Here is a 22,712-nt window from a genome sequence, read left to right on the forward strand (position 1 = left end):
TTTATATGCATTAACTTCAGGATGACTGCTTTGACCACATTTACACTACCAACCATTGCCAATATAGAAAATAATGACCTACGTCAGCAGCTACAACAAATTATAGACCTTAAAACCAAACCACTTGGCGCGCTGGGTCGTTTAGAGTCGCTGGCGCTGCAAATCGGTATGATTCAAGGGACGACGAGGCCGCAGATTTATCAGCCGCAAATTCGAGTATTTGCCGCCGATCATGGTTTAACTAAGCATGGCACCTCAGCCTATCCAAGTGCCGTCACCGCGCAGATGGTTTATAACTTTTTGCAGGGTGGTGCTGCTATCAATGTCTTGGCGCGTCAGCATGATATCGAGCTAAAGGTCGTCGATGCTGGGGTAGATGCAGACTTTGCCAATTCTTCTTTTAAAGACCATCCACAATTGCTCGATTATAAAGTTCGTCATGGTAGCCGAGACGCGCTCACAGAGCCCGCCATGACAGCAGAAGAGTGCTTAGCTGCACTAGAAAACGGTATGAAAGTGGTTAAAGGCTTGGCGGGTAATTTGCTCATCGTCGGTGAGATGGGCATCGGTAATACCTCAGCGGCGAGTCTTTTGCTGGCGAGATTAGGTGATGTACCGATTGCTGATTGTATTGGTCGTGGTACCGGTCTCGATGATGCAGGGCTACAGCATAAGACGAATGTTTTAACGCAAGTATTGGCGCGTCATAATGAGACACAGTCTCCATTGGACGCGCTCGCGGCATTAGGTGGGCTTGAGATCGCCATGATGGCAGGGGCGCTGATTCAGGCCGCTAGCGAACGCCGTATTTTATTAATCGATGGTTTTATTGCCAGCAGTGCGTTATTGGCTGCCGAGCATCTAGCGCCAGGTGTCGCTCAATATGCTATTTTCGCCCATCATTCAGTCGAGCCAGGGCATGCGCATTTATTAAAATTACTAAATGCTGAGCCATTACTTAATATGGGTATGCGTTTGGGCGAAGGTAGTGGCGCGGCGCTTGCTTATCCTCTATTGCAGTCCGCTTGTGCCATTATCAATGAGATGGCAAGTTTTAGTGATGCTGGCATTAGTGAGCAAAACAGCTAATGTCACAGTTATCAAAAAAGCCATCTAAACAATCATCAAAACAGCCATTCAATCGACCAAAGCCGTCACAGCAGTCTTCGCCTAAAAGCATTGGTCAATTCATAAAGCACGAATGGACACTGTTACTGGTTGCCATGCAGTTTTTAACGCGATTACCCGTACCGCCATTCAAAAATTATAATCCGCAGTGGTTACACCAAAGCAGCCGTCATTTCCCTGCAGTCGGTTTGCTGGTTGGGCTACTTTGCGCTGGCGTGTTTTGGCTTGCCAGTGTGCTATTTACGCCCTTAGTTGCTGCGGTGCTAAGTACGGTATTCGGGATTAAGCTCACGGGCGCTTTTCACGAAGACGGTCTTGCCGATAGCTGTGATGGTTTGGGCGGCGGTCTGACTCGTGAGCGTACTTTAACCATCATGAAAGACTCGCGTTTAGGGACATATGGCGTGTTAGGTCTGGTGTCAGCATTATTGCTAAAAATCTCCTTATTAGCCGCTATGCCGTTATCGGTGGCTATCGTTGCACTGATTATTGGTCATACCGCGTCGCGCTTATTATGCATTAGCTTGCTTGCGCTGCTGCCGTATGGCGGTGAGATAGAGCATGCTAAAGCCAAACCGATGGCGCAGCAGTTGACACCGCTACAAGGGTTTTTCAGTAGTGGTTGGTTGCTAATGGCAGGAGTTTTAGTAATGGTTACATTTCCTAATGCCATACAGCAGATTAGCATCGGTCAGTGGTTATTGGCTTTGGTGTTGGCTTTAGTTGCCACTGATTATATGCGGCGCTTATTACGTAGGCGTCTGGATGGCTATACGGGTGATGGACTAGGGGCGACACAACAGCTGAGTGAAGTTGCCATTTATGCAGGTTTGGCAGCGACTATACCTTTTTTATAATTCAAAAGAAATCTAAAGTATATAATCAGTCCTAAATGAAATGAGTACAAGTATCATAACGCGCTACTGGGTAAATTTTCCTTGCTTGCTGTGCCTGCGCAGACAGATGCTACGAAAAATTTATCCCAGTAGCACTGTGTGCGTTTTATAGCGGATTGGCTACAAAGAAGAAGGCTAATTGATCAATGACTCTTTATATCTGGCGTCATCCTAAACCCATTGCTGCTGAGGGTATCTGTATCGGTCAGACGGATATCAGAGTAGATAGGCGTAAATTAAAACGCCTTGCCAATCAAATCGAGCGCTTTACTCGTGTTCATCAATTGCCTAAAGTCATTTGGGTAAGCCCATTACAACGCTCACTAAAAGTCGGACAGATATTGTCGCAACGTGGCTTTCAATGTCGAATTGCGCCAGAGCTTGCAGAGATTGATTTTGGCGAATGGGATGGTCGCCCTTGGGAGCAAATCGCTAAGCAAGAGATTGATGATTGGTGTGATAACTTTGCGCACTTTGCGCCCGATAATGGCGAAAGTTTGCAGCAGCTATTTGACCGTGTTAAAGGGTGGTTGAATAAAGTCTCGACTGAATCCAATCACACCCCAATACTAGCGGTTGGTCATGCAGGCTGGATTAATGCTGCCAAGATGATTGATGCTGGCCAAGATATACCGCAGATAGCTGCTGATTGGCCATCTTCAGTTGCTTATAGGGAGTGTAGTTATTTGAGGTTTTCGGGCCTTTAGCTATGGTTTATTTTTTTCTAAACGGCATCACGAGCAACCCCCATAGTGAGGCGTTTTGTTTGGGTGATGGATATTCTTTTAGCCCAATGTCTAGCTCGTTATCAGACTTCTGCGCAGCGCCTTTATAACTACCAAAAATCCAATCCCACCAGATGACGCTAAAACCATAGTTTGAATTGGTCTCACTGCCGCGCTGACTGTGGTGAATACGGTGCAAAATCTGCGTCATCAATACGAGGCGCGCAGGTTTTTCAATGGCAGGTGGCAGACGAATATTGGCATGATTAAACATTGCCAAGCTATTTAGCGCAATCTCAAATATCAGCACTGCAATGGCAGGAACGCCCAATAAGCTGACGGCAACGAGCTTCACTAAAATGCTTAAGACAATCTCAATGGGATGAAACCTTAAGCCTGTGCTAGCGTCGATATGCGCATCAGCATGATGGACTTTATGCAAACGCCATAAAATAGGCACACGATGAAATAATCGGTGCTGCCAGTAAATAATAATGTCGAGCAATATTAAGCTTAATACGATGACTAGGAAGCTTGGCAAATCAATTATATTGAATAGACCAATTCCATGCTGCTGATTATAAAGTGCCACAGCCGTTAGACCCACAGGCACTGCTAGGCGAGCAATAACAGATGACGCAAACACCAAACCAAAGTTAGCAAACCAGCGTTTACGGTTTTTGATGGGCGCGGTGCGGGCAGGCATGCGCCATTCAATCAGCATCATAATCACTAAAATGCTCAAAAAGAATCCAAGCCGCCACCATACTTCGTTAGTCATTGCTTACCTCTTGATTTGTACAAACTGCATACTTTAATGAGCATCTGCTTCTAGTTGTTTAAGGGTATGATAACCGCCATGGATACGGGTAAAAATCGTAATCGCGCAGGCAGTTGCAAAGATGCTAGCGAGTAGCACAAAGTGCTGCGGCCAAATGCAAAAGGCAACAAACAGCGCAATAGTCTCAGTGCCTTCTGTCAAACCATTTAAATAGTAAAAGCTTTTATATTTAAACTGTGGTTTATCCAGTTTAAACTTTTCGGCAGCAATCGCAAATGCCAAAAAGCTGGAGCCTGTACCAATGAAAGCGGCGAGTAACAATGCACCTGCAATGGCGTTTTGTTCAGGGTTTGCCAAGATAAATCCCAGCGGCACTGCTGCATAAAAGAGAAAATCAAGCGTAATATCTAAGTAGCCGCCTGCGCTTGAGCTTTGCTTAGCATGGCGAGCGAGAGCGCCATCAAGACCATCAAAAATACGATTTAATACAATCGCCGCCAGTGCGCCATACCACAGCTCAAACGCTAGCAGTGGCAACGCTAACATGCCGATTAAGAAGCCCGCTACCGTGAGCTGATCAGCGGTGATGCCGCGCTTGTGCAAGACAACGACCACAGGGGCGAGCATTGGCTTAATCATGGGCGTAAGAAACTTGTCTAGCATGCGCTTGCCTTTTGTATTTCGCTTTGGTGTTTAAGGTTATAATTCTAAGACTATAGGTCTAAAACGACAGACCTAAATGAATCACTTTCCCCTTTGCGGCTTCAGCATCGCTATGGTCGTGCGTGACCATGATAGCGGGCAGTTTATGGGTGCGGATTTGCTCAAATACCAATTGGCGCGTATCTACTCGTAGCTGGGTATCGAGCTTGCTAAAAGGCTCGTCTAGCAGTATCGCTTTTGGCTCGCTCAATAGCGTTCTAAGTAGCGCCACTCGTGCTTGTTGCCCGCCCGATAAATTGTCAGGATGACGATTTTCCATGCCCGCTAGCCCCACTTGTGCCAGCGCCTGTTCTATTTTTTCACTACGCTGTTTTCTATCGCCCATTTTATTACTTTTAGGCATCGCAAAAGCAATATTACCCGCTACTGATAAATGCGAAAACAGTAGTGCATCTTGATACAGTACCCCAATATGACGCAGGTGCGTCGGCAGATGGCTTACATTTTTATCATTTAGCCAGACCTCACCAGTAGCGGTAAAACCGTTTGGTAAAGTACCTGTTAGCCAGTTCAATAAGCTCGATTTACCACTGCCAGATGGGCCCATGACGGTCAATATTTCACCACCAGCAATTTGCTCATCTAGGCTGAGTAATAGCGTGCCTTCTCGATATAACTGTAAGTCTTTTATCTGTAACGATGATTGCATCAAGGACCCTTTATGTACGTTTTTAACGACTGATATTTTCACAGCTACCTGACTCTTAATTTAGTATGGACGAACGTAGGCTGTGGCTTTAGCCCAGCATTTTGCTTTTGCAAAGATTTAAGCTGAGCTAAAGCCACAGCCTACGCCAACTGTTTCTTTAAAGTGGAGCGCTTATAGATGTTATTTCTAACGAGTGCCACTTTTAAAGAAATATTTGGGCAATACCCACGCCAATATAAAGCCAATTAACGGTAACGCCATTTGGATGATGGCGTACACCGCACTGGTGCGCCTACTGGCACCATTGGCGAGAGTCACCGCTTCTGTGGTGATGGTGGCTATACGTCCGCCGCCTGCTAACAACGTCGGCAAGTATTGACCAAAGCTAATCGCTAAACCAAGGGCGATAGCAATTAACAGAGGCGCAAACAGTTGTGGTAATTTCACCTGCAAAAATACTTTAGCAGGAGTTGCACCAAGGCTCGCGGCTACATGAGCAAAACGAGGGTCTAGACGCCTGTAGCTACTGGCAAGCGATAAAAACACATAAGGCAGTACAAAAAGCAGATGGGTAAACGCCACATTAAAAAACGCTGTTTGGTTATTCACCAACTGCTGTAGCCACACCAAACCAAATAAAAAGGCAATGCTGGGCACTAACAGTGGCAAATAAATAATAAAACTGGTCAATGTTGAAAGTGGTTTTTGACTTAATTGCTCAGCTTCTAGACATAACAAAGTCAGCACAATGGCAAATACGGTGCTTACGATACCGATAGCAAGAGTATTAAATAATGGCGTACCCATTTGCGTAAAAGCACTTTGAAAATGTAATAACACTAACTGCTCTGGCAATACGGCGGGAAAGCGCCAAAAACCAGCCACTGACCACATGACCAGACCAATGAGCGCCAGCAAAATAAAGCCTATCACCACAGTGGTAAGCGTGGCGGTGATTTTTTGCCAGAGTGCATCTGCATAGTGGCGCTTGCCATTTATCAACGTGCCATTAAAGCAAGCTTTTATCGCTCTCTCGCTACCAAGCCACAAGGCGATTAAACCACCCGTCAACGCCAGCTGTAATAACGCGCCCGCCGAGGCTTTTATACGTAAGTTCAAGTCAACATCGTTAAACCATTGCATGATAGTGACTGCCAGCGTGGGCGGCGTATTTGGACCTAATATCAATGGCATCTCTACGCTGGCACTGGCATAGGCCAGCACGGCTAAGATAGGCAAACGTAAAAAAGGATAGAGGACAGGGAGTACGGCTTTAAAAAAGGCAGTGATGGGATAATAACCGAGATTTAGCGCGACTTTATATTGCTGACGCAGCTTTTTACCCAGCTCTGGTTGTGCCAAAGCGCCTAGTGCCATAAGTAATAAAAACGGCAGCTCTTTTAACGTCAAACCTAAAATAATACTGATGCCGTACGGGTCATGTGGAAACATGCCGCCTGGCGCCAACTCCCAGCCACTTAGCCACGGTGAAATAAGGCGTGAAAACATACCAGAAGGCGCAATTAAAAAACCAACTGCGATGGCTGCCGCTGCATGAGGAATGACCAAGATTGGACTCAGTAAACGCTCAATACGAGTCAGCCAAATGCTATTAAAAAATGCTGCCAAGATCATTAAAGTCATGACAAAGGCGAATAGCGTGCTGATTAATCCAGTGGCGATGCTTAACGCTACCATTTGGGTAAGACCCGGCGTCTGCCAAAGATCGTTAAAACCTTGTAGACTAAGAGTCGTTTTCTCAAGTGCAGGGACCCAGCTAAAGGCAGGTAATAGCACGCTGAGTAAACCACCGAGCACGGGTAATATCAGCAGTAGCAATAAAAATTTTGGACTTAAAGATACAACGCCCGTAAAGATGCGCGTAGATAGGTCTGTCTGGTAAGGCGCTGTCGTTTTCGTATTTGTATCAGCCCTTTTGTTGTTAGAATCGTTACTCATGGGCTGACCCCATAACGCGCCTGCCAGCCTTGCATAATGGCATCAACCCAGCTTGGATGTGGTTCACTTACGGTACGTTTTATCGCATCAACCGGTAGGGCGCTCGGATGCGGTTTGTTAGTCTTGAATAATGCTTGTTGCTCAGGGTCGAGCGTCGATTGGATGAGTACGGTTTTATCACCCCACACAGAAGAGGTCTGCTTTTTAGCCTGTGCTTCTGGGCTTAGCAAGAAGTTTGCGACCAGCTGCGCGGCTTGTGGGTGGCTGGCGTTATAAGGAATGGCCACAAAATGAGTGTTACTTAAGCTGCCATCGCTCATGGCATAGCTACGAATGCTCTTGGGTAAATCATAACGCTGCACGGCCGCAGGAATTTCAGGCGCGGAAAAGCTAAAGGCTAAGCTAAGCTCGGTATCATCAACCAAACGCCGCATGTGCGCGCCCGTTTGCACAAATTGCTCACCCTTACGCCAGAGGGTTGGATGAAAGTTGTCTAAGAACTTCCATAGAGGGGCTAATACCATGTCTATATTTTGCTCTGTGGCTGGCAGGTTGAGCTGTGCTTTGATATTTTCGCCTGTTTTAGCATCTTGCTGCTCAAGTAGCATGACTAAAGCGTATTTTAAAAAGCTCATGCCTAAAAAGTCAGGCGGCTTTGGGTAGCTGAAACGCCCGGGGTTTTGCGCCGTCCAATTGACCAGCTCATTTAGGGTGGTTGGTGGCTTATTCGTCGATAAGCTGTCGTAATAAAAGGTCAGCGAGGCTTGTCCCCATGGCGCTTCCATGCCATTGGTTGGCACACCAAAATCAAAGTTTACGGCAGGATTATTATCTGGATCGGTCAGCGCGAAGTTAGGCAGCTTGTTCGCCCATTGTTTCAGTAATAATGAGTTCTCACTCATGGTGGCAAAGTTTGCGCCATTTATCCAGATGAGATCCACGCTGCCTTCATCATTATTATCGGCTGATTTTTCCGCGAGTACACGGCTGACGGCTTCACTGGTGTCGCTCAATTTGACATGAACCAAATTGATATTATATTTATCATCGACTTGCTCGGCGGCCCACTGTAGATAGGTATTGATCTGAGGGTCACCGCCCCATGCATAGAAGTAAACGTCTTGGTTTTTACCTTGCACCTCTATCTGCTGCCAAGATGATAAATTTTGATTAAGGTCATCGGTAGTGGATGAGGCAGTGCTGGCTGATATGCTGGAAGAAATAACCGTACAAACGCTAAGCGCTACAGCATAGGTGCTATAGCGGCTTAAGTTTTTTAATGTTGCCAAAGCTGGTAAAGATTTAATAACGTACATTTATGTTCTCGTTATAACCTGTGTTAAATGTCATTCAATCATAGATTCTGAAGCGTGTTGTTGGTACAAATTTTCTTCGCTTGCTGTGTGACTTCGTCACTCCAGAGGCTTCAAAAAATTTATCCCAACAGCACTTATTTCTAAAAAAATCGATCGTCTAAAAGACGATGAAATTAATGAATTGCAACAGCATCGAGTTTCACTGGAAGGTTAATTAACCTCGACGCCATGTATGGTATTTCTCAAGTAAGTTTAATACCGTTTCAGGCGCATGATTGCGTTTCCATTCACCAGCCGCGTATTTATTACCCTCCGCCCACGTTGGATACATATGAATGGTGCCGAGTATTTTATTCAGACCTAAACCATGTTTCATCGCCAGTATAAATTCTGGCATGATATCCCCAGCATGCTCAGCGACGATGGTCACGCCGAGTATTTTATCTTTGCCTTTTGGCGTAATGACTTTGATAAAGCCAGCGTTGGCGCTTTCTGTCACCGCACGATCTAAGTCTTTAAAGTCGTAGCGGGTAATTTCAAAATCGATGCCTTTTTCAATAGCCTCTTGCTCATTTAAGCCCACGCGTGCGACTTCTGGATCAATAAAAGTCGTCCACGGAATCACGCGGTAATCGACTTTAAACTTCTTTAGATGTCCAAACAAACCATTAACGGCGGCGTACCATGCCTGATGAGAGGCCACGTGAGTAAACTGATAAGGACCAACGACATCACCAGCCGCGTAAATATTGGGGTAGAGGGTTTCTAGATAGTCATCGGTCTCGATGGTACGTTCAGTTTCTATTTCTAAGCTTTCTAAGCCATAACCTTCTAAGCGCGCACGACGTCCAACGGCACAAATTAATTCGTCATATTCAATCACGATTTCTGTCTCATTGTGTTTCACCACAATATATTTTTTGTCGTCACGTATCTCGCAGCGTATCACTTGATGCGAGGTTAAGACATTCACGCCACTCTCAGTGAGTGCTTTTTGCACAAATTCTGAGACTTCCACGTCTTCTTTTTTCATAAGACGCGCGCCTCTTTCGATTTGGGTCACATTGGAGCCTAAGCGTGCAAAGGCTTGCGCCAGCTCAGAGCCGATAGGCCCGCCGCCAAGTACCACCAGCTTTTTCGGCGCTTCTTCTAATTCGGTAAACTTGTTCCATATAGTATCGCTGGTCACATAGCCAGTTTCTTCCAAACCTGGCAAGTCTGGTACAAATGGACGCGCGCCAGTCGCAATAACGATGGAGCGTGCGGTTAGTCGCTGCGTGCCGCCATCGTTTAGCGCAATCTCTACTGTCCACGGGTCGATGAACTTAGCGTAGCCTTTTAACACTTCGACACCCAAGTCCGTATAGCGCTCGACGCTGTCATTTGGAGCGATATCAGCGATGACTTTATGGATACGGCTCATGACGTTTTTAAATGAAAACGTTGGTGGTGTATTTTTTAAGCCGTAACGCTCAGCATGGCGCATCTGTTCGGCGACTTTCGCGCTTTTGATCAAGGCTTTACTGGGTACGCAGCCATAGTTTAAACAGTCGCCACCCATTTCGCCCGCTTCGATTAATGTCACTTTTGCACGGACGGTCACCGCGATATAGCTGGTGACCAGTCCGCCAGCACCAGCCCCGATCACGATCATATTACGGTCGAATTTTTTAGGTTTGTTATAGTTTTTATAGACGCGGCGTTTTTTTAGCATATTCAATATCCCTTTTGCGATAAGTGGGAAAAAGCCTAACAACGCAAATGAGACAATTAAATTAAACGATAAAATCCCTGACAAGCTGTCAATTTGCGCCAGTTGCGTACCAGCATTAACGAATACAAAAGTACCCGCGAGCATACCAATTTGGCTGACCCAATAATAAGTCCATGCTCTAATAGCAGTGACACCCATGAGTAAATTGATTAAAAAGAACGGAAATATCGGCACAAGGCGCAGGGTAAATAAGTAAAACCCGCCTTCTTTTTCCACGCCAGCATCAATGGCTGCTAAGCGTTCAGGAAAGCGCTGTTTGATGGTATCACGCAGTAAGTAACGTGAAGCCAAAAACGCTAAGGTTGCGCCAATACTAGAGGCAAATGAGGCGACCAATAAACCTTGCCATAAGCCAAATAATGCCCCAGCTGCCAAAGTCAAAATAGCTGCACCCGGTAAGGATAGGGCGGTGACGACGACGTAAAGTAAAAAGAACCCACCGATAATCAGCAGTGGCGATTGCGCTTTGTAGTCGTTAAATTGCGCCATCGACCCTTTTAAGCCGTCAAGCGTTAATAATTGATTTAGATCAAAATAAAAAAAGCTTGCCGCTAATATCAATATTAACAGTATTAAAAATATTCTTTTAATCATGAAAGGTCCGGCTTAGTGGTGGAGCAAAGTTAAATATCGAATTATTGACAGCAAGGTATAATCTAAGTGTTTTTGAGCGATTGCTCAATATCGTATAAGCGTAACATATTACGGCTTTCTAGTTATATAATTTTTTGGACTATCTTTGATTAATGTCAAAAAAAACTAATAAAAAAAGCTGAGCAAGCGCCCAGCTTTTAAATCTATTTATAACATTGGGTTAAAGCATTAATCTTTTAATACTTCTGCCATGGCATTGGCGACATAGTCGATATTATCGACATTTAAACCAGCGACGCACATACGCGAATTGGAAACCATGTAAATACCAAACTCGCTTTGCATGCGTTCCACTTGCTCAGGCGTCAATCCTGTAAAGCTAAACATGCCGTTTTGATTGGTCAGGTAATCAAAGTTACGATCAGAGATTTTGGCCTCTAGTACAGATTTAAGCTTCATACGCATGGCTTTGATACGGTCACGCATGCCATAAACTTCACCGATCCATTGCTCGTGCAAGGCTTCATCATTCATGATGATATCAACCACGCGTCCACCGTGTGATGGCGGGCTTGAGTAGATACGGCGCACCATAGAGGTCAGCTGACCAAAGACGCGCTCGGCTTCATCGGTAGTTGGACAAACCACTGATAGACCACCGACACGCTCGCCATATAGCGATAAGTTTTTGGAAAATGAGTTGCTGACAAACAGCGGTAGACCCATATCGACTGCCTTACGAATAGCATAAGCATCGCTGTCCATATCTTCGCCAAAACCTTGATAAGCGATATCCATGAATGGAATCAGCTCGCGCTCTTGAATGACGTTTAGCACTTGATCCCACTGCTCTTTGGTCAAGTCCACGCCCGTTGGGTTGTGGCAGCAAGGATGAAGTAAAAGAACATCGTCTTTGTTTAACGTCTCAAAGAACGCAATCATCTCATCGAATTTGATGCCGCCAGTGGTTTTATCGTAGTAGGGGTATTTGCCAACTTCAACATCACTGCCCTCAAAGATAGCAATGTGGTTGCCCCATGTTGGGTCGCTCACATAGCATTTAGATTGCGGGAACCATTCATGAATAAATTCAGCACCTACTTTCAATGCGCCAGAGCCACCAATAGTAGCGATGGTAGCGACAAGACCGTCTTTTAATACTTGTGCATCTTTACCGAATAACAGTTCCTGACAACCTTTACGGTGACCTGGCAGTCCTGCCATCGGTAAATAAGGACGCGGAGAGACAGGGTCTGCAATGCGCTGTTCGGCAGTTTTTACACATTCAAGTACCGGCATTTTACCGTCTTCGTCGTAGTACACACCCACGCCCAAGTTTACTTTATCGGGATTGCTGTCTTTTGCAAACTTGTCCATCAGCCCCAAGATTGGATCACCCGCGTAGTAGTCGATACGTTCAAACATTTTTTTTCCTTACAAGAATAAAATAAAGCACAAGAATAGACACGAAGCCGCCAAAAAGCATAAACCAGATTGACAATTAACTCAACGTTAGATTCAACCATATTGATTAATTAACTGATTAGATGAGCTATTTGATCATCTAAATATATTTTTAGCCAATTAAAGGGCTAATATCCATTTAAAAATAGCGTCTACTTACGCTAGCTCCCTTTATAATCGTTAAAATGGCTTGCAAAATAAGTCTGCAAAAACTCTTTAAAGGCGATACTGGCAGGCGATAGCGCTCGCGATGAACGCTGATATATAAAGAACCTACGCACTTTAACGGGCTGTGCAAGTGGGCGCATTTGTAGGCCATTGGCACTTACCCAATCAATGACTTCTGGCATATAAGGCAAGCATAAAGTAATACCAAAGCCCTGACGCGTCATCTCAAGCGCTGTCGACATAAAGTTTACTTTATAGCGCGCTTGCTGAATATGCGTGGCAACCGTCTCATCTAGCTCAGCGGTCACTTGCTCAATAAAAGGCCCTTGTAAGGTAATGAGTGGAGTATCTATTAAATCTTTCCATACCACCTCTTTTTTTTGAGCCAACGCATGATTATCTGGCATCACTATGCAAAATGGCAGCTCATACAACAAATCAGCACTAATATCATCCTCAGTTTCCATCAAACCAAGCTCCGTACCGACACCTAGATCTACCTCAATATCTTGAATGTGTTGCAGGACGTTTTCTGCAGAGCAATCCAATAAAGACACGCTGATATCAGGATAATCTTTGGCGAACTGAGCGATGACCGCAGGCATAGATGAGGCGGCGAACTGCGATACCGCTAGCCTGACTTGACCTTGCGCAAGACTCATCAGACTGCTCGCTTCATTTTCAAATAAATGCATCTCATTAAGTACCCGCCGCGCTTGCGGCAATAAATGTCTGCCTACGACCGACAAAGATAGCTGGCGAGTGGTACGATCAAACAACACGATTCCAAGGCTGGTTTCTAACTCTTTAATCAGTCCGCTGACCGCAGATTGGGTCAAATACATCTGGTCACTGGCACGTGTAAAACTGCCGCTGTCAGCGACTTTGATAAAAGCTGTGAGCTGACGAATACTGATATTCATAAGTAAACCTGATAAATAAATTAAAAAAAACAATTAGTCTTATAAATAAAGCTACTCTAAGATGAGTATATCGTCAATATATTGCATTGATATATACAACTTTTTATGTGAATTTTATACCACCGATTAACGTTAAGGATGATTACAATGGCAGATTTATTTGAAAACCCAGTAGGATTGCAAGGGTTTGATTTTGTCGAATTCGCCTCGCCACAACCTGAAGCGGTAGAAGCACTTTTTGAGCAACTTGGTTTTACCCATGTTGCCAATCACCGATCCAAAGATGTCTCTTTATACCGTCAAGGTGATATCAACCTCATCTTGAACCGCGAGCCAAGAAGCCCGGCCAGCTACTTCGTTGAAGAGCATGGAGCAGGAGCCTGTAGCATGGGCTTTCGTGTTAAAGATTCTGCAAAAGCTTACGAGCTTGCGATTGAAAATGGTGCCCAGCCAGTAGAGGTGCCGACAGGATTTATGGAGCTAAGACTTCCTGCCATCAAAGGTATCGGCGGCTCACTGATTTATCTGATTGACCGTTTTAAAGATGGTGAGTCTATCTACGACGTCGACTTTGAGTTCTTCCCAGATGTTGATAGACGCCCTGTTGGACACGGCTTTAAAGTCATCGACCACCTGACTCATAACGTCTACCGTGGTCGCATGGCTTATTGGGCAAACTTTTATGAGCGCATCTTTAACTTCCGTGAAATCCGCTATTTTGATATTAAGGGCGAATATACAGGGCTGACCAGTAAAGCCATGACCGCGCCCGATGGCAAAATCCGTATTCCATTAAATGAAGAGTCTAAGCAGGGCGGCGGACAAATCGAAGAGTATTTGATGCAGTTTAATGGCGAAGGTATTCAGCATATTGCCTTAGCCAGTGATGACTTATTTGCCAGTATCGATAAACTAAAAGCGGCGGGCATACCGCTTATGACCGCGCCAACGGCTACTTATTATGAAATGCTAAGCGAGCGTTTACCAAATCATGGCGAAAACGTCTCTGAATTGCAAACGCGTGGCATCTTATTAGATGGTACTACTGAAGGCGGCAAACCGCGTCTACTATTACAGATTTTCTCTGAAACTATCTTAGGTAGCCCAGTGTTTTTTGAGTTTATCCAACGTAAAGGCGATTACGATGAAGGCTTTGGCGAAGGTAACTTTAAAGCGCTGTTTGAATCAATAGAGCGCGATCAAGTGCGCCGCGGCGCTATTGGGCAGTCTGAGACAGAAACAGAGTAAATTTAACCATTAAGCAAACATGGTAGGACAAAAAGGAATTTGTCTTGCCACCATTAACGCTATATTACTAAAACACCGTACTAGCAAAGACACTGTATTAGCAAAGACACTGTGTTACCAAAGTACTGGTCTAAATAAAACGGACGAATAGCAAAAGGAATGCTGGCATGGAACGCCAAAACAAACAACCTTATCTCTCGCATCAACCTGATGCTCATGGTCATATTCACTATAGTGATGATGAGCATGCCATGTGGCAAGCGCTCCTTGAGCGTCAAGCCGAGCAAATACCCAATCGTGCTTGCACAGCATATCTAGATGGACTTAAAAAGCTCAATCTACCGTCGGATCGTATTCCACAATTACATGTTATTGATGAAGTGTTGCAAGCGGCCACAGGTTGGCAAACGGCCGCCGTACCAGCTTTAATTAGCTTTGGTAAGTTCTTCACACTCTTAGCCAACAAATCTTTCCCCGTTGCGACCTTTATCCGCCGTTTTGATGACATGGACTATATAGAAGAACCGGATATCTTTCACGAGATTGTCGGGCACTGTCCGCTACTGACTCATCCTGCATTTGCTACTTTTAATGAAACTTATGGCAAGCTTGGGCTTAATGCTAGTAAAGAAGAAAGGCTATTTTTAGCACGCCTTTATTGGTTTACTATTGAGTTTGGCTTGGTCGGGCACACGAGAGATACTCGCCGAATTTATGGTGGTGGCATCTTAAGCTCCCCTTATGAAACTATTTATGCCCTCAATGATGAGACTCAAAATCAATCAGATCATCAATCCCATCATCAGCCTGAGCATCGAGCTTTCGATTTACTAGATGTGTTACGTACCCCTTATCGTATCGATCATATTCAGCCTATCTACTATGTCATTGACGATTTGGATACGCTGTTTGACATCGTAAATAGCGATATTATGGGCGTGGTCAAGCAAGCGATGTCGCTTGGAATGTTTGAGCCAACCTATAAAGTCGAAACCAGTTAATTGCTTAATCAATTGACTGTTTAATCAACTGATCATTAAAGAAAGTGATAGCTTAATTAAGAACACTTAAACATTGTCTGCTTAAATAAACAATCACGTCAACATGGACGTACATTTAACAACAACTCAATAGTTAAAATAAAAGGAATTTACTATGACTGAGCATCTACAAGCCTTATCTCAAGCCAGCTGCGAAGCCTGCCGTGTCGGCGCCCCAAAAGTCGAAGATACTGAAGCACGCGAGCTGTTACAACAACTTCCTGATTGGTCGCTTATCGAAGTCAATGGTATCAATCAATTACAACGCCAATATAAATTCAAAAACTTCATTACTGCAATGGCGTTTGCCAATCAGCTGGCAGATATTGCGGAAGCCGAAGGGCATCATCCTGGCATATTGGTAGAGTGGGGCAAAGCCACGGTTACTTGGTGGTCGCACAGTATCAAAGGTCTGCATCGCAATGATTTTATCATGGCAGCAAAGACAGATAGCCTATACAGTAAGTAATGAGGGTAGCAATAATCAAAGCGACTCAGTAAACTTGCCATACTCAAAGCCAACCCTAAACCAACTTCAACTGGTCATCTAAGGATGTGTGATGCCGCCACAAATACTCACTCAGTTTTCACCTAGACTAGCATTTACTATTGCCACCACTGTCATCGCTATTATGGGTATTACCATGATAGGCTTTGGCTGGGTGCCTCATTTATCTCTAATCCTCGCTATCTGTGTGTTATTGGCTATTGGTCTATTCAAAGGTCTAAGCTTTGATGACATGCAAGGACAAATGGCCTCGGGCGTAATGCGCGGTATTGGTGCGATTTATCTGTTTTTCTTTATTGGTTTGATGGTCGCTGCACTCATGATGTCCGGCGCCATACCGACACTGATGTACTTTGGCTTTGAGCTGATCTCACCAGAGTTTTATTACATATCAGCCTTTGTACTTACCTCAATCATCGGTATTGCATTGGGCAGTAGTTTGACCACTGCGGCGACCTTGGGCGTGGCATTTATTGGAATGAGTAATGCGTTTGATGCCAATGTCGCTATTGCTGCTGGCGCCGTGGTATCAGGGGCGTTTTTTGGTGATAAGATGTCGCCATTATCTGATACTTGTACCATCGCTTCATCAGTGGTGGGGATCGATTTATTTGAGCATATTCGCAATATGATGTATACCACAGTACCTGCGTGGATACTGACGGTCATACTTTTTTGGTTCTTCTCAGGACAGACGGTCAGCGGGGACTTAAGTCAGGTAACGGTGTTACAAGGACAGCTGATCGACAGTGGTTTGGTGCATGGTTATGCAGTATTACCGTTTGTGGTACTTGTTGGATTAGCCGTGTTTCGGGTTAACGCCATTTATACCATTATTTGTACCATTATCGCAGCATTGATTGTCACCTATTTGCACAGTTCACCAAGCATTGGACAATTGGGTGGGTATTTCTTTGCCGGTTATGCGCCCGCTGAAACATTAGATCTTGGAGAAGTTGGCGGTATGCTCTCACGCGGCGGCGTACAAAGCATGTTCTTTACTCAAATGATTGTGATATTGGCTCTTAGTCTTGGTGGATTGCTGAGCGCTTTAGGTATCCTGCCAGCGCTGCTATCAGGTATCAAAGACACTTTGACCAGCTCGGGACGCGCAATATTTGCCGCAGCCATGTCAGCACTAAGTATCAACGTCCTCATCGGTGAGCAGTATTTGAGTATTCTGCTATCAGGTACAGCGTTTCGTCCGATATTTGAGCGCTTAAACTTACATCCAAAGAACTTATCTCGCACCATTGAAGATGCAGGGACGGTAATCAATCCACTCGTACCTTGGAGTGTGTGTGGCGTGTTTATCAGTCAAGCATTAGGCGTGCCAGTGCTGGATTATCTGCCTTATGCGTTTTTCTGTTACCTGTCGCTGCTATTGACATTGATATTTGGCTTTACAGGGCTGACGATTAGTCGTAAAGATGGGACCAAAGTTTCCACTCGTTAGTTAATTTAGGTTTTAGTGACGATTTTACATTTTTATAAATCTCGCATAAAGTAAAGCCGTTACGATTCATTCGTGACGGCTTTATTCATTTTGAGTCAATTAAAGATTAATTGTAGGCTATCTTACAATCTCGCTATCCAAGGCCTTCGCCCAACTTTCACATTCGCAGCGTACGCACTGCTGATCTGGTTCAGTAATATAATCGACATAACCGCAGTGCATACAAGCATAGCAATGCTTTGGATCTATCTCGTCAGCTACTTGATATTGCTTGGGAAAAAGAGGCAAACCATAACGTGTTTCAGCAGGCGGAAATAGCAATAAACTAAATGAGCCATCAGTTTCCAACAAGCCGACACGCACCTGACCTAAGTGCTCAACCCCTTGCTGGCGCATCTCAGCAAAAAACTCATCATGTGACATTTTGCCTCTTTTAATCTTATCCAGTACCAAAGCACCATCTTCGACGATATAAAGCGACTTTCCTTCCAAAAGATCTTCAAAAGGCTGATATTTCATCATCACCCAAGTACAGAGCCGGTACATGATAATCACAATACTCATGATGAGCAGTGCTTGAATGATGGGTAAGTCCTCGGTGAACATTGGATCACCAGCGATAGAACCTAGTGACAAAATAATGGTCAACTCAAAAATAGACAGCTGCCGGACACCGCGTTTACCAGTGAAACGTAAAAATACAATAATCATGCTAAACATTACTACTACGCGTATGACGATTTCGGCAGCAAACGCCCAAGTGGTGTCATGAATAAAGATGCTTGCCAGATCCATGTATGTTTATCCTTTCTTAGTGCGTAGTTATTGTTATTAGACCACGCTATCGTTATTACTATTGATCTTTGCTCAAAGTATGTACATTGCCTAAGTAGCTTAACGTCAAAAATAAAGCTTATAACAAGCCGCTACAGCATGTTTGAATAACTGCTGCATTATAAATCAATATGCTTATGGTCTTATAAAGTAAATCCAAATAAAGACTAAAAAAGAAAACATTCGGACATACATGAGTTTTTTACATCTGATTCAAAAATCAAGGAATAACTTGCAATGTTGATAAATTTAAATTACCTTATACGTAAAGTATTAACCTATACGTAATATCACGTTTGTTATGCATTAATATTTATTTTCTATCATAGAAATCTCTACAAAAATAGTTTCTAAACCAATTAGCTAGCAAGGAGCCAACCATGTCAACGATTGACAAAAACCTCTCTTCATTTCTCGATATCGCAAGCGACTCTGACTTTTCTATCCACAATTTACCTTATGGTATCTTTAGTGAAACTGCCGATGGCAAGCGCCGAGCTGGTGTCGCCATTGGTGAGCACGTTTTAGACTTAGCGGTACTTGAAGCCGAAGGTCTACTTAAATTAGAAGGTGGTAGCTATTTTGATCAGCCGACATTGAATGCTTTCATTGATTCTGGTCGAGATAATTGGACTAGCGCGCGTCGCACTATTCAGACACTGCTATCTGCCGATAGCGACACTCTACGTGATAATCAAGACTTGCAAGGTAAGGCGTTATTTAAGCAAGCCGATGTCACGATGCATCTGCCTGTTCACGTCCCTGGCTATACTGACTTTTATTCGTCTAAAGAGCATGCCACCAACGTTGGTACGCTATTTCGTGATCCTGCCAATGCGCTATTGCCGAACTGGACAGAGATGCCGGTCGGTTATAACGGACGTGCTAGTACGGTCTTTGTGACAGGTGCTACAGACATCATTCGTCCGTCAGGTCAGCTCAAGCCCAATCCAGATGAGCGTCCTATTTTTGCGCCTTGTAAGCGTCTTGACTTTGAGCTTGAAACCGCCTTTATCGTGGGGCAACCCAACAAAATCGGTGAGCCAATTTCTATCAAAAACGCATGGGATCATATTTTTGGTATGGTGCTGTTTAACGATTGGTCAGCCCGTGATATCCAAAAATGGGAGTACGTGCCTTTAGGCCCTTTTAACGCCAAGACTTTTGCTTCAGAGATATCTCCTTGGATTGTCACCTTAGATGCGCTAGAACCTTTTAAAACGTCAATTCCAACTCAGAATCCTGAGCCATTGACTTATCTACGTGAGACAAAATCCGATAACAGCTTTGACATTAATTTGTCAGTAGAGTTGCTTCCAGAAAATGCGGAGAGCGCTACCGTCATCTCTGAAACCAATTTTAAATACATGTACTGGTCGATGGCTCAGCAATTGACGCATCACACGATTACCGGCTGTAAAGTAGAAGTCGGCGATATGATGGGCTCAGGCACCATTTCAGGGCCAACGCCAGACTCTTATGGTTCAATGCTTGAGATTGCTTGGAACGCGACCAAACCTGTTGAGCTCAAAGGCGGGGGTACGCGCACCTTTATCGATGATGGCGATACCGTCATTATGAAAGGCTATAGCGAAAAAGATGGCATTCGTGTTGGGTTTGGTGAAGTGCGCGGTAAAGTATTGCCTGCTTTAAACTTTGATTTTGACGCGTAATTTTTACACAGAACAAGCGTAAAACAGTCGATTGGCATTATTAATATTGACAGCTATTCGACTTGGGTTAGATCCACACACAAACCCTACTGAGTTACTAAATTCAGGTTTTACGCATTATCAAAAGGATATTGATATGAGCTTTAAAATAGAAAAAATTCACCACGTGGCTTATCGCTGCAAAGATGCTAAAGAAACCGTAGAGTGGTACAAAAAACACTTAAACATGGACTTCATTTTAGCGTTTGCCGAAGACCATGTGCCTTCTACCAAAGCCTTTGATCCCTACATGCATGTCTTTTTAGATGCAGGTAACGGCAATGTATTGGCGTTTTTTGAATTACCGAATCAACCTGAAATGGGATCTGATCCTAATACGCCAGACTGGGTACAGCATCTAGCAATGAAAGTAAAAGACCGCGATGCTTTAATGGCTGCAAAAAAGCATTTAGAGGATGGTGGGATTGACGTCATTGGTGTGACCAACCATGGTATTTTCCATTCTATCTACTTCTTTGATCCTAATGGCCATCGTATGGAGCTGACTTATGATGATATTACTTCAGAAGAGAAAGTCTCAATGATTACCGAAGAGATCAAGCAAGATATGCTGGACGAATGGACGCGGACCAAACGCGCACCAGCTCATACGCATTTTTTGCATGCTGAAGAGTTAAAGGAAGCCAAAGAGCAGGTGCCTGTAGGGGAATAGGTATCGCTTCATGCTAAGCTTTAATAGGTTTTAATAAGCTTTAATAGTGAGAACTCAATCATCAAGAAAGGACTCTATGATGAAAACAAAACTATCTACTGGAATAGCGCTAGCTACTGTAATGGCAGTCTCTGGGCTGGGGCTATCTGCTTGTTCTAATAATGACCGAGCAGCAACAACTGACGGTGGCTCAGATGAAGTGACAACCCTCCGGTTTTCGCATTTTATGACTGCTAATGACAATATCAATACTGAAGGCTTTGAGCCATGGGCGCAAAAAATAGAAGAAGACTCGAATGGACGCCTAAAGATTGAGATTTATCCTTCCGCTACTCTAAGCAAACCAGGCGCCACTTATGATGCTGCGGTAAAAGGGACAGTGGATATTGGTATGCAAGTGCAAGGCTACACTGCTGGGCGCTTTCCTCTAACTCAAGTGGTAGAGCTACCGGGTATATCCAATACCGCAGAGCAACAGACCTGCATACTATATAAGCTCTATGACGATGGGGTTATTGCAGATGAATATGAGGACACCCATCTGCTCGCTTTAATGGGTTCAGGACAGGGGGCGCTGCATACTATTGATAAGCCCATTCGTACGCCAGCAGATATGAAGGGTATGCGAATTCGTCAACCATCTGTAGTTGCCAGCCACATTATTGAAGCTACTGGTGCAGCGCCCGTTGGGATGCCTGCCAGTGATACCTACACTTCGCTACAGCGCAGCGTCATTGATGGTCTGGCTTTTACTTGGCAACCTATACAAGCTTTTCGTCTCGATGAGCTACTGAGCGCGCACACCAATATACCTTTTTATAACTCTACCTTTGTAGTCACTATGAATAAGGATAAATACAATAGTCTGTCTGATGATCTCAAAAGAGTGATTGATGATAATTCAGGGCTAGTCATGTCAGATCGTATCGCTAAAATATTTGATAGAAGCAATGATGAAGCAATGGCTGCCGCTCGTGCCAAAGGTGATACGATGATCGATATTCCAGATCCTTTAAATGATCCTGACTGGCAAGGTCCGTTACTTGAGGGTACGCAGAGATATCTAGATGAATTAGCGGCCAAAGGCTTGGATGGTCAAACCGTCTATGAAAAAACCAAAGTAGCCAGCGCGGCCTGTAAGGTTTAAATTGTTTAATAGGTTAGATGAGTGTTTTGTGCAAAATGAACTAGTTAATAAGACAGCTAATAAAATAGCTAGGCAATTTGATAACGCTTAGCTATTGCTAATATTCTATCCTTGACTTGCTGATTATCTAATGGAAGTTGTTCAGCAGTACCGATAATAGTGAGCGCATATTCTAATAGCACATCGTTAGCAGACGGGTCGATATCGTTAATATCTTTAGGCTGCGGTAAAATGACGGGTATGCTAATGGCATTAATCCCCATTAGCATATCTCCAGCAACCGTGGCATAACCTTGCATACGGATATCGATTTGCAGTTCAGTAAACGCTTGCCATTTAGCAGATAAGTCAGCGTTGTCAGGCTTGGTAGTGGGAACGGTGGCCAAAATATCAATATCTCCTTGCCACTCTGCAAGTACTAAAGGTTTGATGATAGTCTCGGGCTGATAGCTGGCAAACAGTCTACCTGTCGCAGAAGACGCCAGCGGCATACGTGAGCCTATACGAGTAATGATACTGATCGGACTGTCCGGCTCAAAAGAATGAATGACGATGGGCCCTTCACTAAACCACTTGGCAATTTGCACCCCGCAATTAATGGCATTTTTAATTTCAGTAGCAGCATTAGTAAGTCGCTGCAAAATATTGTTTTGATCGAAACTGGTATGACCTAGTGCATTGACTCGGGCGCCTAATCCGTAGCGTCCATCGCTCAGCTTGCGCGCATAGTCTTTACGAATGAGACTAACCAAATAACGATGTACTTTTGCAGGGTGCATTTGCATCGCTTGAGCGATGTCTTTTAGCATCATAGGTTTATGGTAATCTATAAGTACATCTAGTACAGAGAGACCAATCTCAAGTGACTGTATGCCACCTTGGTTTTTATTTGCTGTTGTTTCTGTTGATGACATTGATAGTCCGGTTGAATAAAAAGAACAATTTGACGGTTATGTTTGATAGTTTGAATTTAGCAGGTTTATCACTGTGACTA

At 44.2% G+C, this 22,712-nt stretch carries 20 protein-coding genes; 10 read left to right on the forward strand and 10 right to left on the reverse strand.

Features of this window, described 5'->3' with window-relative positions:
* Window positions 1-30 precede the first annotated feature (30 nt).
* From cobT to BTV98_RS04690, 3 genes are all read left to right on the forward strand, one after another.
* Window positions 31-1,089 carry a nicotinate-nucleotide--dimethylbenzimidazole phosphoribosyltransferase gene (gene cobT / locus BTV98_RS04680; RefSeq protein WP_256713838.1) on the forward strand — a complete coding sequence of 353 codons (1,059 nt, stop codon included), beginning with the start codon at window positions 31-33 and terminating at the stop codon, window positions 1,087-1,089.
* A complete protein-coding gene (gene cobS / locus BTV98_RS04685; protein WP_082638014.1) occupies window positions 1,089-1,985 on the forward strand; it encodes an adenosylcobinamide-GDP ribazoletransferase in 897 nt (298 codons plus the stop codon). The genes cobT and cobS overlap by 1 nt, the downstream gene beginning before the upstream one ends.
* Before the next feature lie 185 nt (window positions 1,986-2,170).
* Complete coding sequence (locus tag BTV98_RS04690; RefSeq protein ID WP_058368794.1) at window positions 2,171-2,731, forward strand: histidine phosphatase family protein; 561 nt, start codon at window positions 2,171-2,173, stop codon at window positions 2,729-2,731.
* 7 nt (window positions 2,732-2,738) lie between these two features.
* Here the strand turns inward: BTV98_RS04690 and BTV98_RS04695 are convergent, their stop codons facing one another.
* The 8 genes from BTV98_RS04695 to BTV98_RS04730 all read right to left on the reverse strand — a co-directional run bounded on the left by BTV98_RS04695 (window position 2,739) and on the right by BTV98_RS04730 (window position 13,100).
* Window positions 2,739-3,530, reverse strand: coding sequence for a sterol desaturase family protein (locus BTV98_RS04695; protein WP_058368795.1), 792 nt, complete (start codon window positions 3,528-3,530; stop codon window positions 2,739-2,741).
* Window positions 3,531-3,563: 33 nt separating this feature from the next.
* Window positions 3,564-4,193 (reverse strand): CDP-alcohol phosphatidyltransferase family protein, encoded by a 630-nt coding sequence (locus BTV98_RS04700; RefSeq protein WP_058368796.1) that lies wholly within the window; start codon window positions 4,191-4,193, stop codon window positions 3,564-3,566.
* A 58-nt stretch (window positions 4,194-4,251) separates the two neighbouring features.
* The gene (locus BTV98_RS04705; protein ID WP_058368797.1) at window positions 4,252-4,902 is read right to left on the reverse strand and encodes an ATP-binding cassette domain-containing protein; all 651 of its coding nucleotides are present in this window, start codon (window positions 4,900-4,902) and stop codon (window positions 4,252-4,254) included.
* Between the two features lie 186 nt (window positions 4,903-5,088).
* Window positions 5,089-6,861: an ABC transporter permease gene (locus BTV98_RS04710; RefSeq protein WP_075103047.1), complete on the reverse strand. Its 1,773-nt coding sequence runs from the start codon at window positions 6,859-6,861 to the stop codon at window positions 5,089-5,091.
* On the reverse strand, window positions 6,858-8,177 hold the full coding sequence (locus BTV98_RS04715; protein WP_058368798.1) for an ABC transporter substrate-binding protein: 1,320 nt from the start codon (window positions 8,175-8,177) through the stop codon (window positions 6,858-6,860). The genes BTV98_RS04710 and BTV98_RS04715 overlap by 4 nt, the downstream gene beginning before the upstream one ends.
* Window positions 8,178-8,391: 214 nt before the next feature.
* Entirely contained in the window at window positions 8,392-10,545 is a 2,154-nt protein-coding gene (locus BTV98_RS04720; protein ID WP_058369015.1) for an FAD-dependent oxidoreductase, read from the reverse strand.
* 228 nt (window positions 10,546-10,773) lie between these two features.
* A complete protein-coding gene (locus BTV98_RS04725) occupies window positions 10,774-11,970 on the reverse strand; it encodes an amino acid aminotransferase (protein ID WP_058369014.1) in 1,197 nt (398 codons plus the stop codon).
* A gap of 200 nt (window positions 11,971-12,170) precedes the next feature.
* Complete coding sequence (locus BTV98_RS04730) at window positions 12,171-13,100, reverse strand: LysR family transcriptional regulator (RefSeq protein WP_058369013.1); 930 nt, start codon at window positions 13,098-13,100, stop codon at window positions 12,171-12,173.
* A 147-nt stretch (window positions 13,101-13,247) separates the two neighbouring features.
* Here BTV98_RS04730 and hppD point away from each other — a divergent pair, with 147 nt between their 5' ends.
* The 4 genes from hppD to BTV98_RS04750 all read left to right on the forward strand — a co-directional run bounded on the left by hppD (window position 13,248) and on the right by BTV98_RS04750 (window position 17,352).
* A complete protein-coding gene (gene hppD / locus BTV98_RS04735) occupies window positions 13,248-14,348 on the forward strand; it encodes a 4-hydroxyphenylpyruvate dioxygenase (RefSeq protein WP_058369012.1) in 1,101 nt (366 codons plus the stop codon).
* 167 nt (window positions 14,349-14,515) lie between these two features.
* Complete coding sequence (gene phhA / locus BTV98_RS04740; protein WP_058369011.1) at window positions 14,516-15,349, forward strand: phenylalanine 4-monooxygenase; 834 nt, start codon at window positions 14,516-14,518, stop codon at window positions 15,347-15,349.
* 154 nt (window positions 15,350-15,503) lie between these two features.
* Entirely contained in the window at window positions 15,504-15,857 is a 354-nt protein-coding gene (locus BTV98_RS04745; RefSeq protein ID WP_058369010.1) for a 4a-hydroxytetrahydrobiopterin dehydratase, read from the forward strand.
* Between the two features lie 91 nt (window positions 15,858-15,948).
* Complete coding sequence (locus tag BTV98_RS04750; RefSeq protein ID WP_058369009.1) at window positions 15,949-17,352, forward strand: Na+/H+ antiporter NhaC family protein; 1,404 nt, start codon at window positions 15,949-15,951, stop codon at window positions 17,350-17,352.
* Window positions 17,353-17,469: 117 nt separating this feature from the next.
* On the opposite strand, the gene BTV98_RS04755 is transcribed toward BTV98_RS04750, so the two are convergent.
* Entirely contained in the window at window positions 17,470-18,147 is a 678-nt protein-coding gene (locus tag BTV98_RS04755; RefSeq protein WP_058369016.1) for a DUF421 domain-containing protein, read from the reverse strand.
* A gap of 419 nt (window positions 18,148-18,566) precedes the next feature.
* On the opposite strand from BTV98_RS04755, the gene fahA reads away from it, so the two are divergent.
* From fahA to BTV98_RS04770, 3 genes are all read left to right on the forward strand, one after another.
* A complete protein-coding gene (gene fahA, locus BTV98_RS04760) occupies window positions 18,567-19,859 on the forward strand; it encodes a fumarylacetoacetase (RefSeq protein ID WP_058369017.1) in 1,293 nt (430 codons plus the stop codon).
* A gap of 136 nt (window positions 19,860-19,995) precedes the next feature.
* The gene (locus BTV98_RS04765) at window positions 19,996-20,571 is read left to right on the forward strand and encodes a VOC family protein (RefSeq protein ID WP_075103048.1); all 576 of its coding nucleotides are present in this window, start codon (window positions 19,996-19,998) and stop codon (window positions 20,569-20,571) included.
* A 79-nt stretch (window positions 20,572-20,650) separates the two neighbouring features.
* Window positions 20,651-21,718, forward strand: a complete 1,068-nt coding sequence (locus tag BTV98_RS04770; protein ID WP_058369019.1) for a TRAP transporter substrate-binding protein — start codon at window positions 20,651-20,653, stop codon at window positions 21,716-21,718.
* A 68-nt stretch (window positions 21,719-21,786) separates the two neighbouring features.
* Here BTV98_RS04770 and BTV98_RS04775 read toward each other — a convergent pair whose 3' ends face one another.
* Window positions 21,787-22,632, reverse strand: a complete 846-nt coding sequence (locus BTV98_RS04775) for an IclR family transcriptional regulator (RefSeq protein ID WP_058369020.1) — start codon at window positions 22,630-22,632, stop codon at window positions 21,787-21,789.
* Between the last annotated feature and the right edge of the window lie 80 nt (window positions 22,633-22,712).

The sequence above is a fragment of the Psychrobacter sp. Cmf 22.2 genome, assembly GCF_001921745.1.
Classification (GTDB): Bacteria; Pseudomonadota; Gammaproteobacteria; order Pseudomonadales; family Moraxellaceae; genus Psychrobacter.

Excerpts from the sequence above, each read along its gene's own strand:
- cobS (WP_082638014.1), top strand. The coding sequence starts at position 1,089 with ATGTCACAGTTATCAAAAAAGCCATCTAAACAATCATCAAAACAGCCA.
- BTV98_RS04690 (WP_058368794.1), top strand. The coding sequence starts at position 2,171 with ATGACTCTTTATATCTGGCGTCATCCTAAACCCATTGCTGCTGAGGGT.
- BTV98_RS04695 (WP_058368795.1), bottom strand. The coding sequence starts at position 3,530 with ATGACTAACGAAGTATGGTGGCGGCTTGGATTCTTTTTGAGCATTTTA.
- BTV98_RS04700 (WP_058368796.1), bottom strand. The coding sequence starts at position 4,193 with ATGCTAGACAAGTTTCTTACGCCCATGATTAAGCCAATGCTCGCCCCT.
- BTV98_RS04705 (WP_058368797.1), bottom strand. The coding sequence starts at position 4,902 with ATGCAATCATCGTTACAGATAAAAGACTTACAGTTATATCGAGAAGGC.
- BTV98_RS04710 (WP_075103047.1), bottom strand. The coding sequence starts at position 6,861 with ATGAGTAACGATTCTAACAACAAAAGGGCTGATACAAATACGAAAACG.
- BTV98_RS04715 (WP_058368798.1), bottom strand. The coding sequence starts at position 8,177 with ATGTACGTTATTAAATCTTTACCAGCTTTGGCAACATTAAAAAACTTA.
- BTV98_RS04720 (WP_058369015.1), bottom strand. The coding sequence starts at position 10,545 with ATGATTAAAAGAATATTTTTAATACTGTTAATATTGATATTAGCGGCA.
- BTV98_RS04725 (WP_058369014.1), bottom strand. The coding sequence starts at position 11,970 with ATGTTTGAACGTATCGACTACTACGCGGGTGATCCAATCTTGGGGCTG.
- BTV98_RS04730 (WP_058369013.1), bottom strand. The coding sequence starts at position 13,100 with ATGAATATCAGTATTCGTCAGCTCACAGCTTTTATCAAAGTCGCTGAC.
- hppD (WP_058369012.1), top strand. The coding sequence starts at position 13,248 with ATGGCAGATTTATTTGAAAACCCAGTAGGATTGCAAGGGTTTGATTTT.
- phhA (WP_058369011.1), top strand. The coding sequence starts at position 14,516 with ATGGAACGCCAAAACAAACAACCTTATCTCTCGCATCAACCTGATGCT.
- BTV98_RS04745 (WP_058369010.1), top strand. The coding sequence starts at position 15,504 with ATGACTGAGCATCTACAAGCCTTATCTCAAGCCAGCTGCGAAGCCTGC.
- BTV98_RS04750 (WP_058369009.1), top strand. The coding sequence starts at position 15,949 with ATGCCGCCACAAATACTCACTCAGTTTTCACCTAGACTAGCATTTACT.
- BTV98_RS04755 (WP_058369016.1), bottom strand. The coding sequence starts at position 18,147 with ATGGATCTGGCAAGCATCTTTATTCATGACACCACTTGGGCGTTTGCT.
- fahA (WP_058369017.1), top strand. The coding sequence starts at position 18,567 with ATGTCAACGATTGACAAAAACCTCTCTTCATTTCTCGATATCGCAAGC.
- BTV98_RS04765 (WP_075103048.1), top strand. The coding sequence starts at position 19,996 with ATGAGCTTTAAAATAGAAAAAATTCACCACGTGGCTTATCGCTGCAAA.
- BTV98_RS04770 (WP_058369019.1), top strand. The coding sequence starts at position 20,651 with ATGAAAACAAAACTATCTACTGGAATAGCGCTAGCTACTGTAATGGCA.
- BTV98_RS04775 (WP_058369020.1), bottom strand. The coding sequence starts at position 22,632 with ATGTCATCAACAGAAACAACAGCAAATAAAAACCAAGGTGGCATACAG.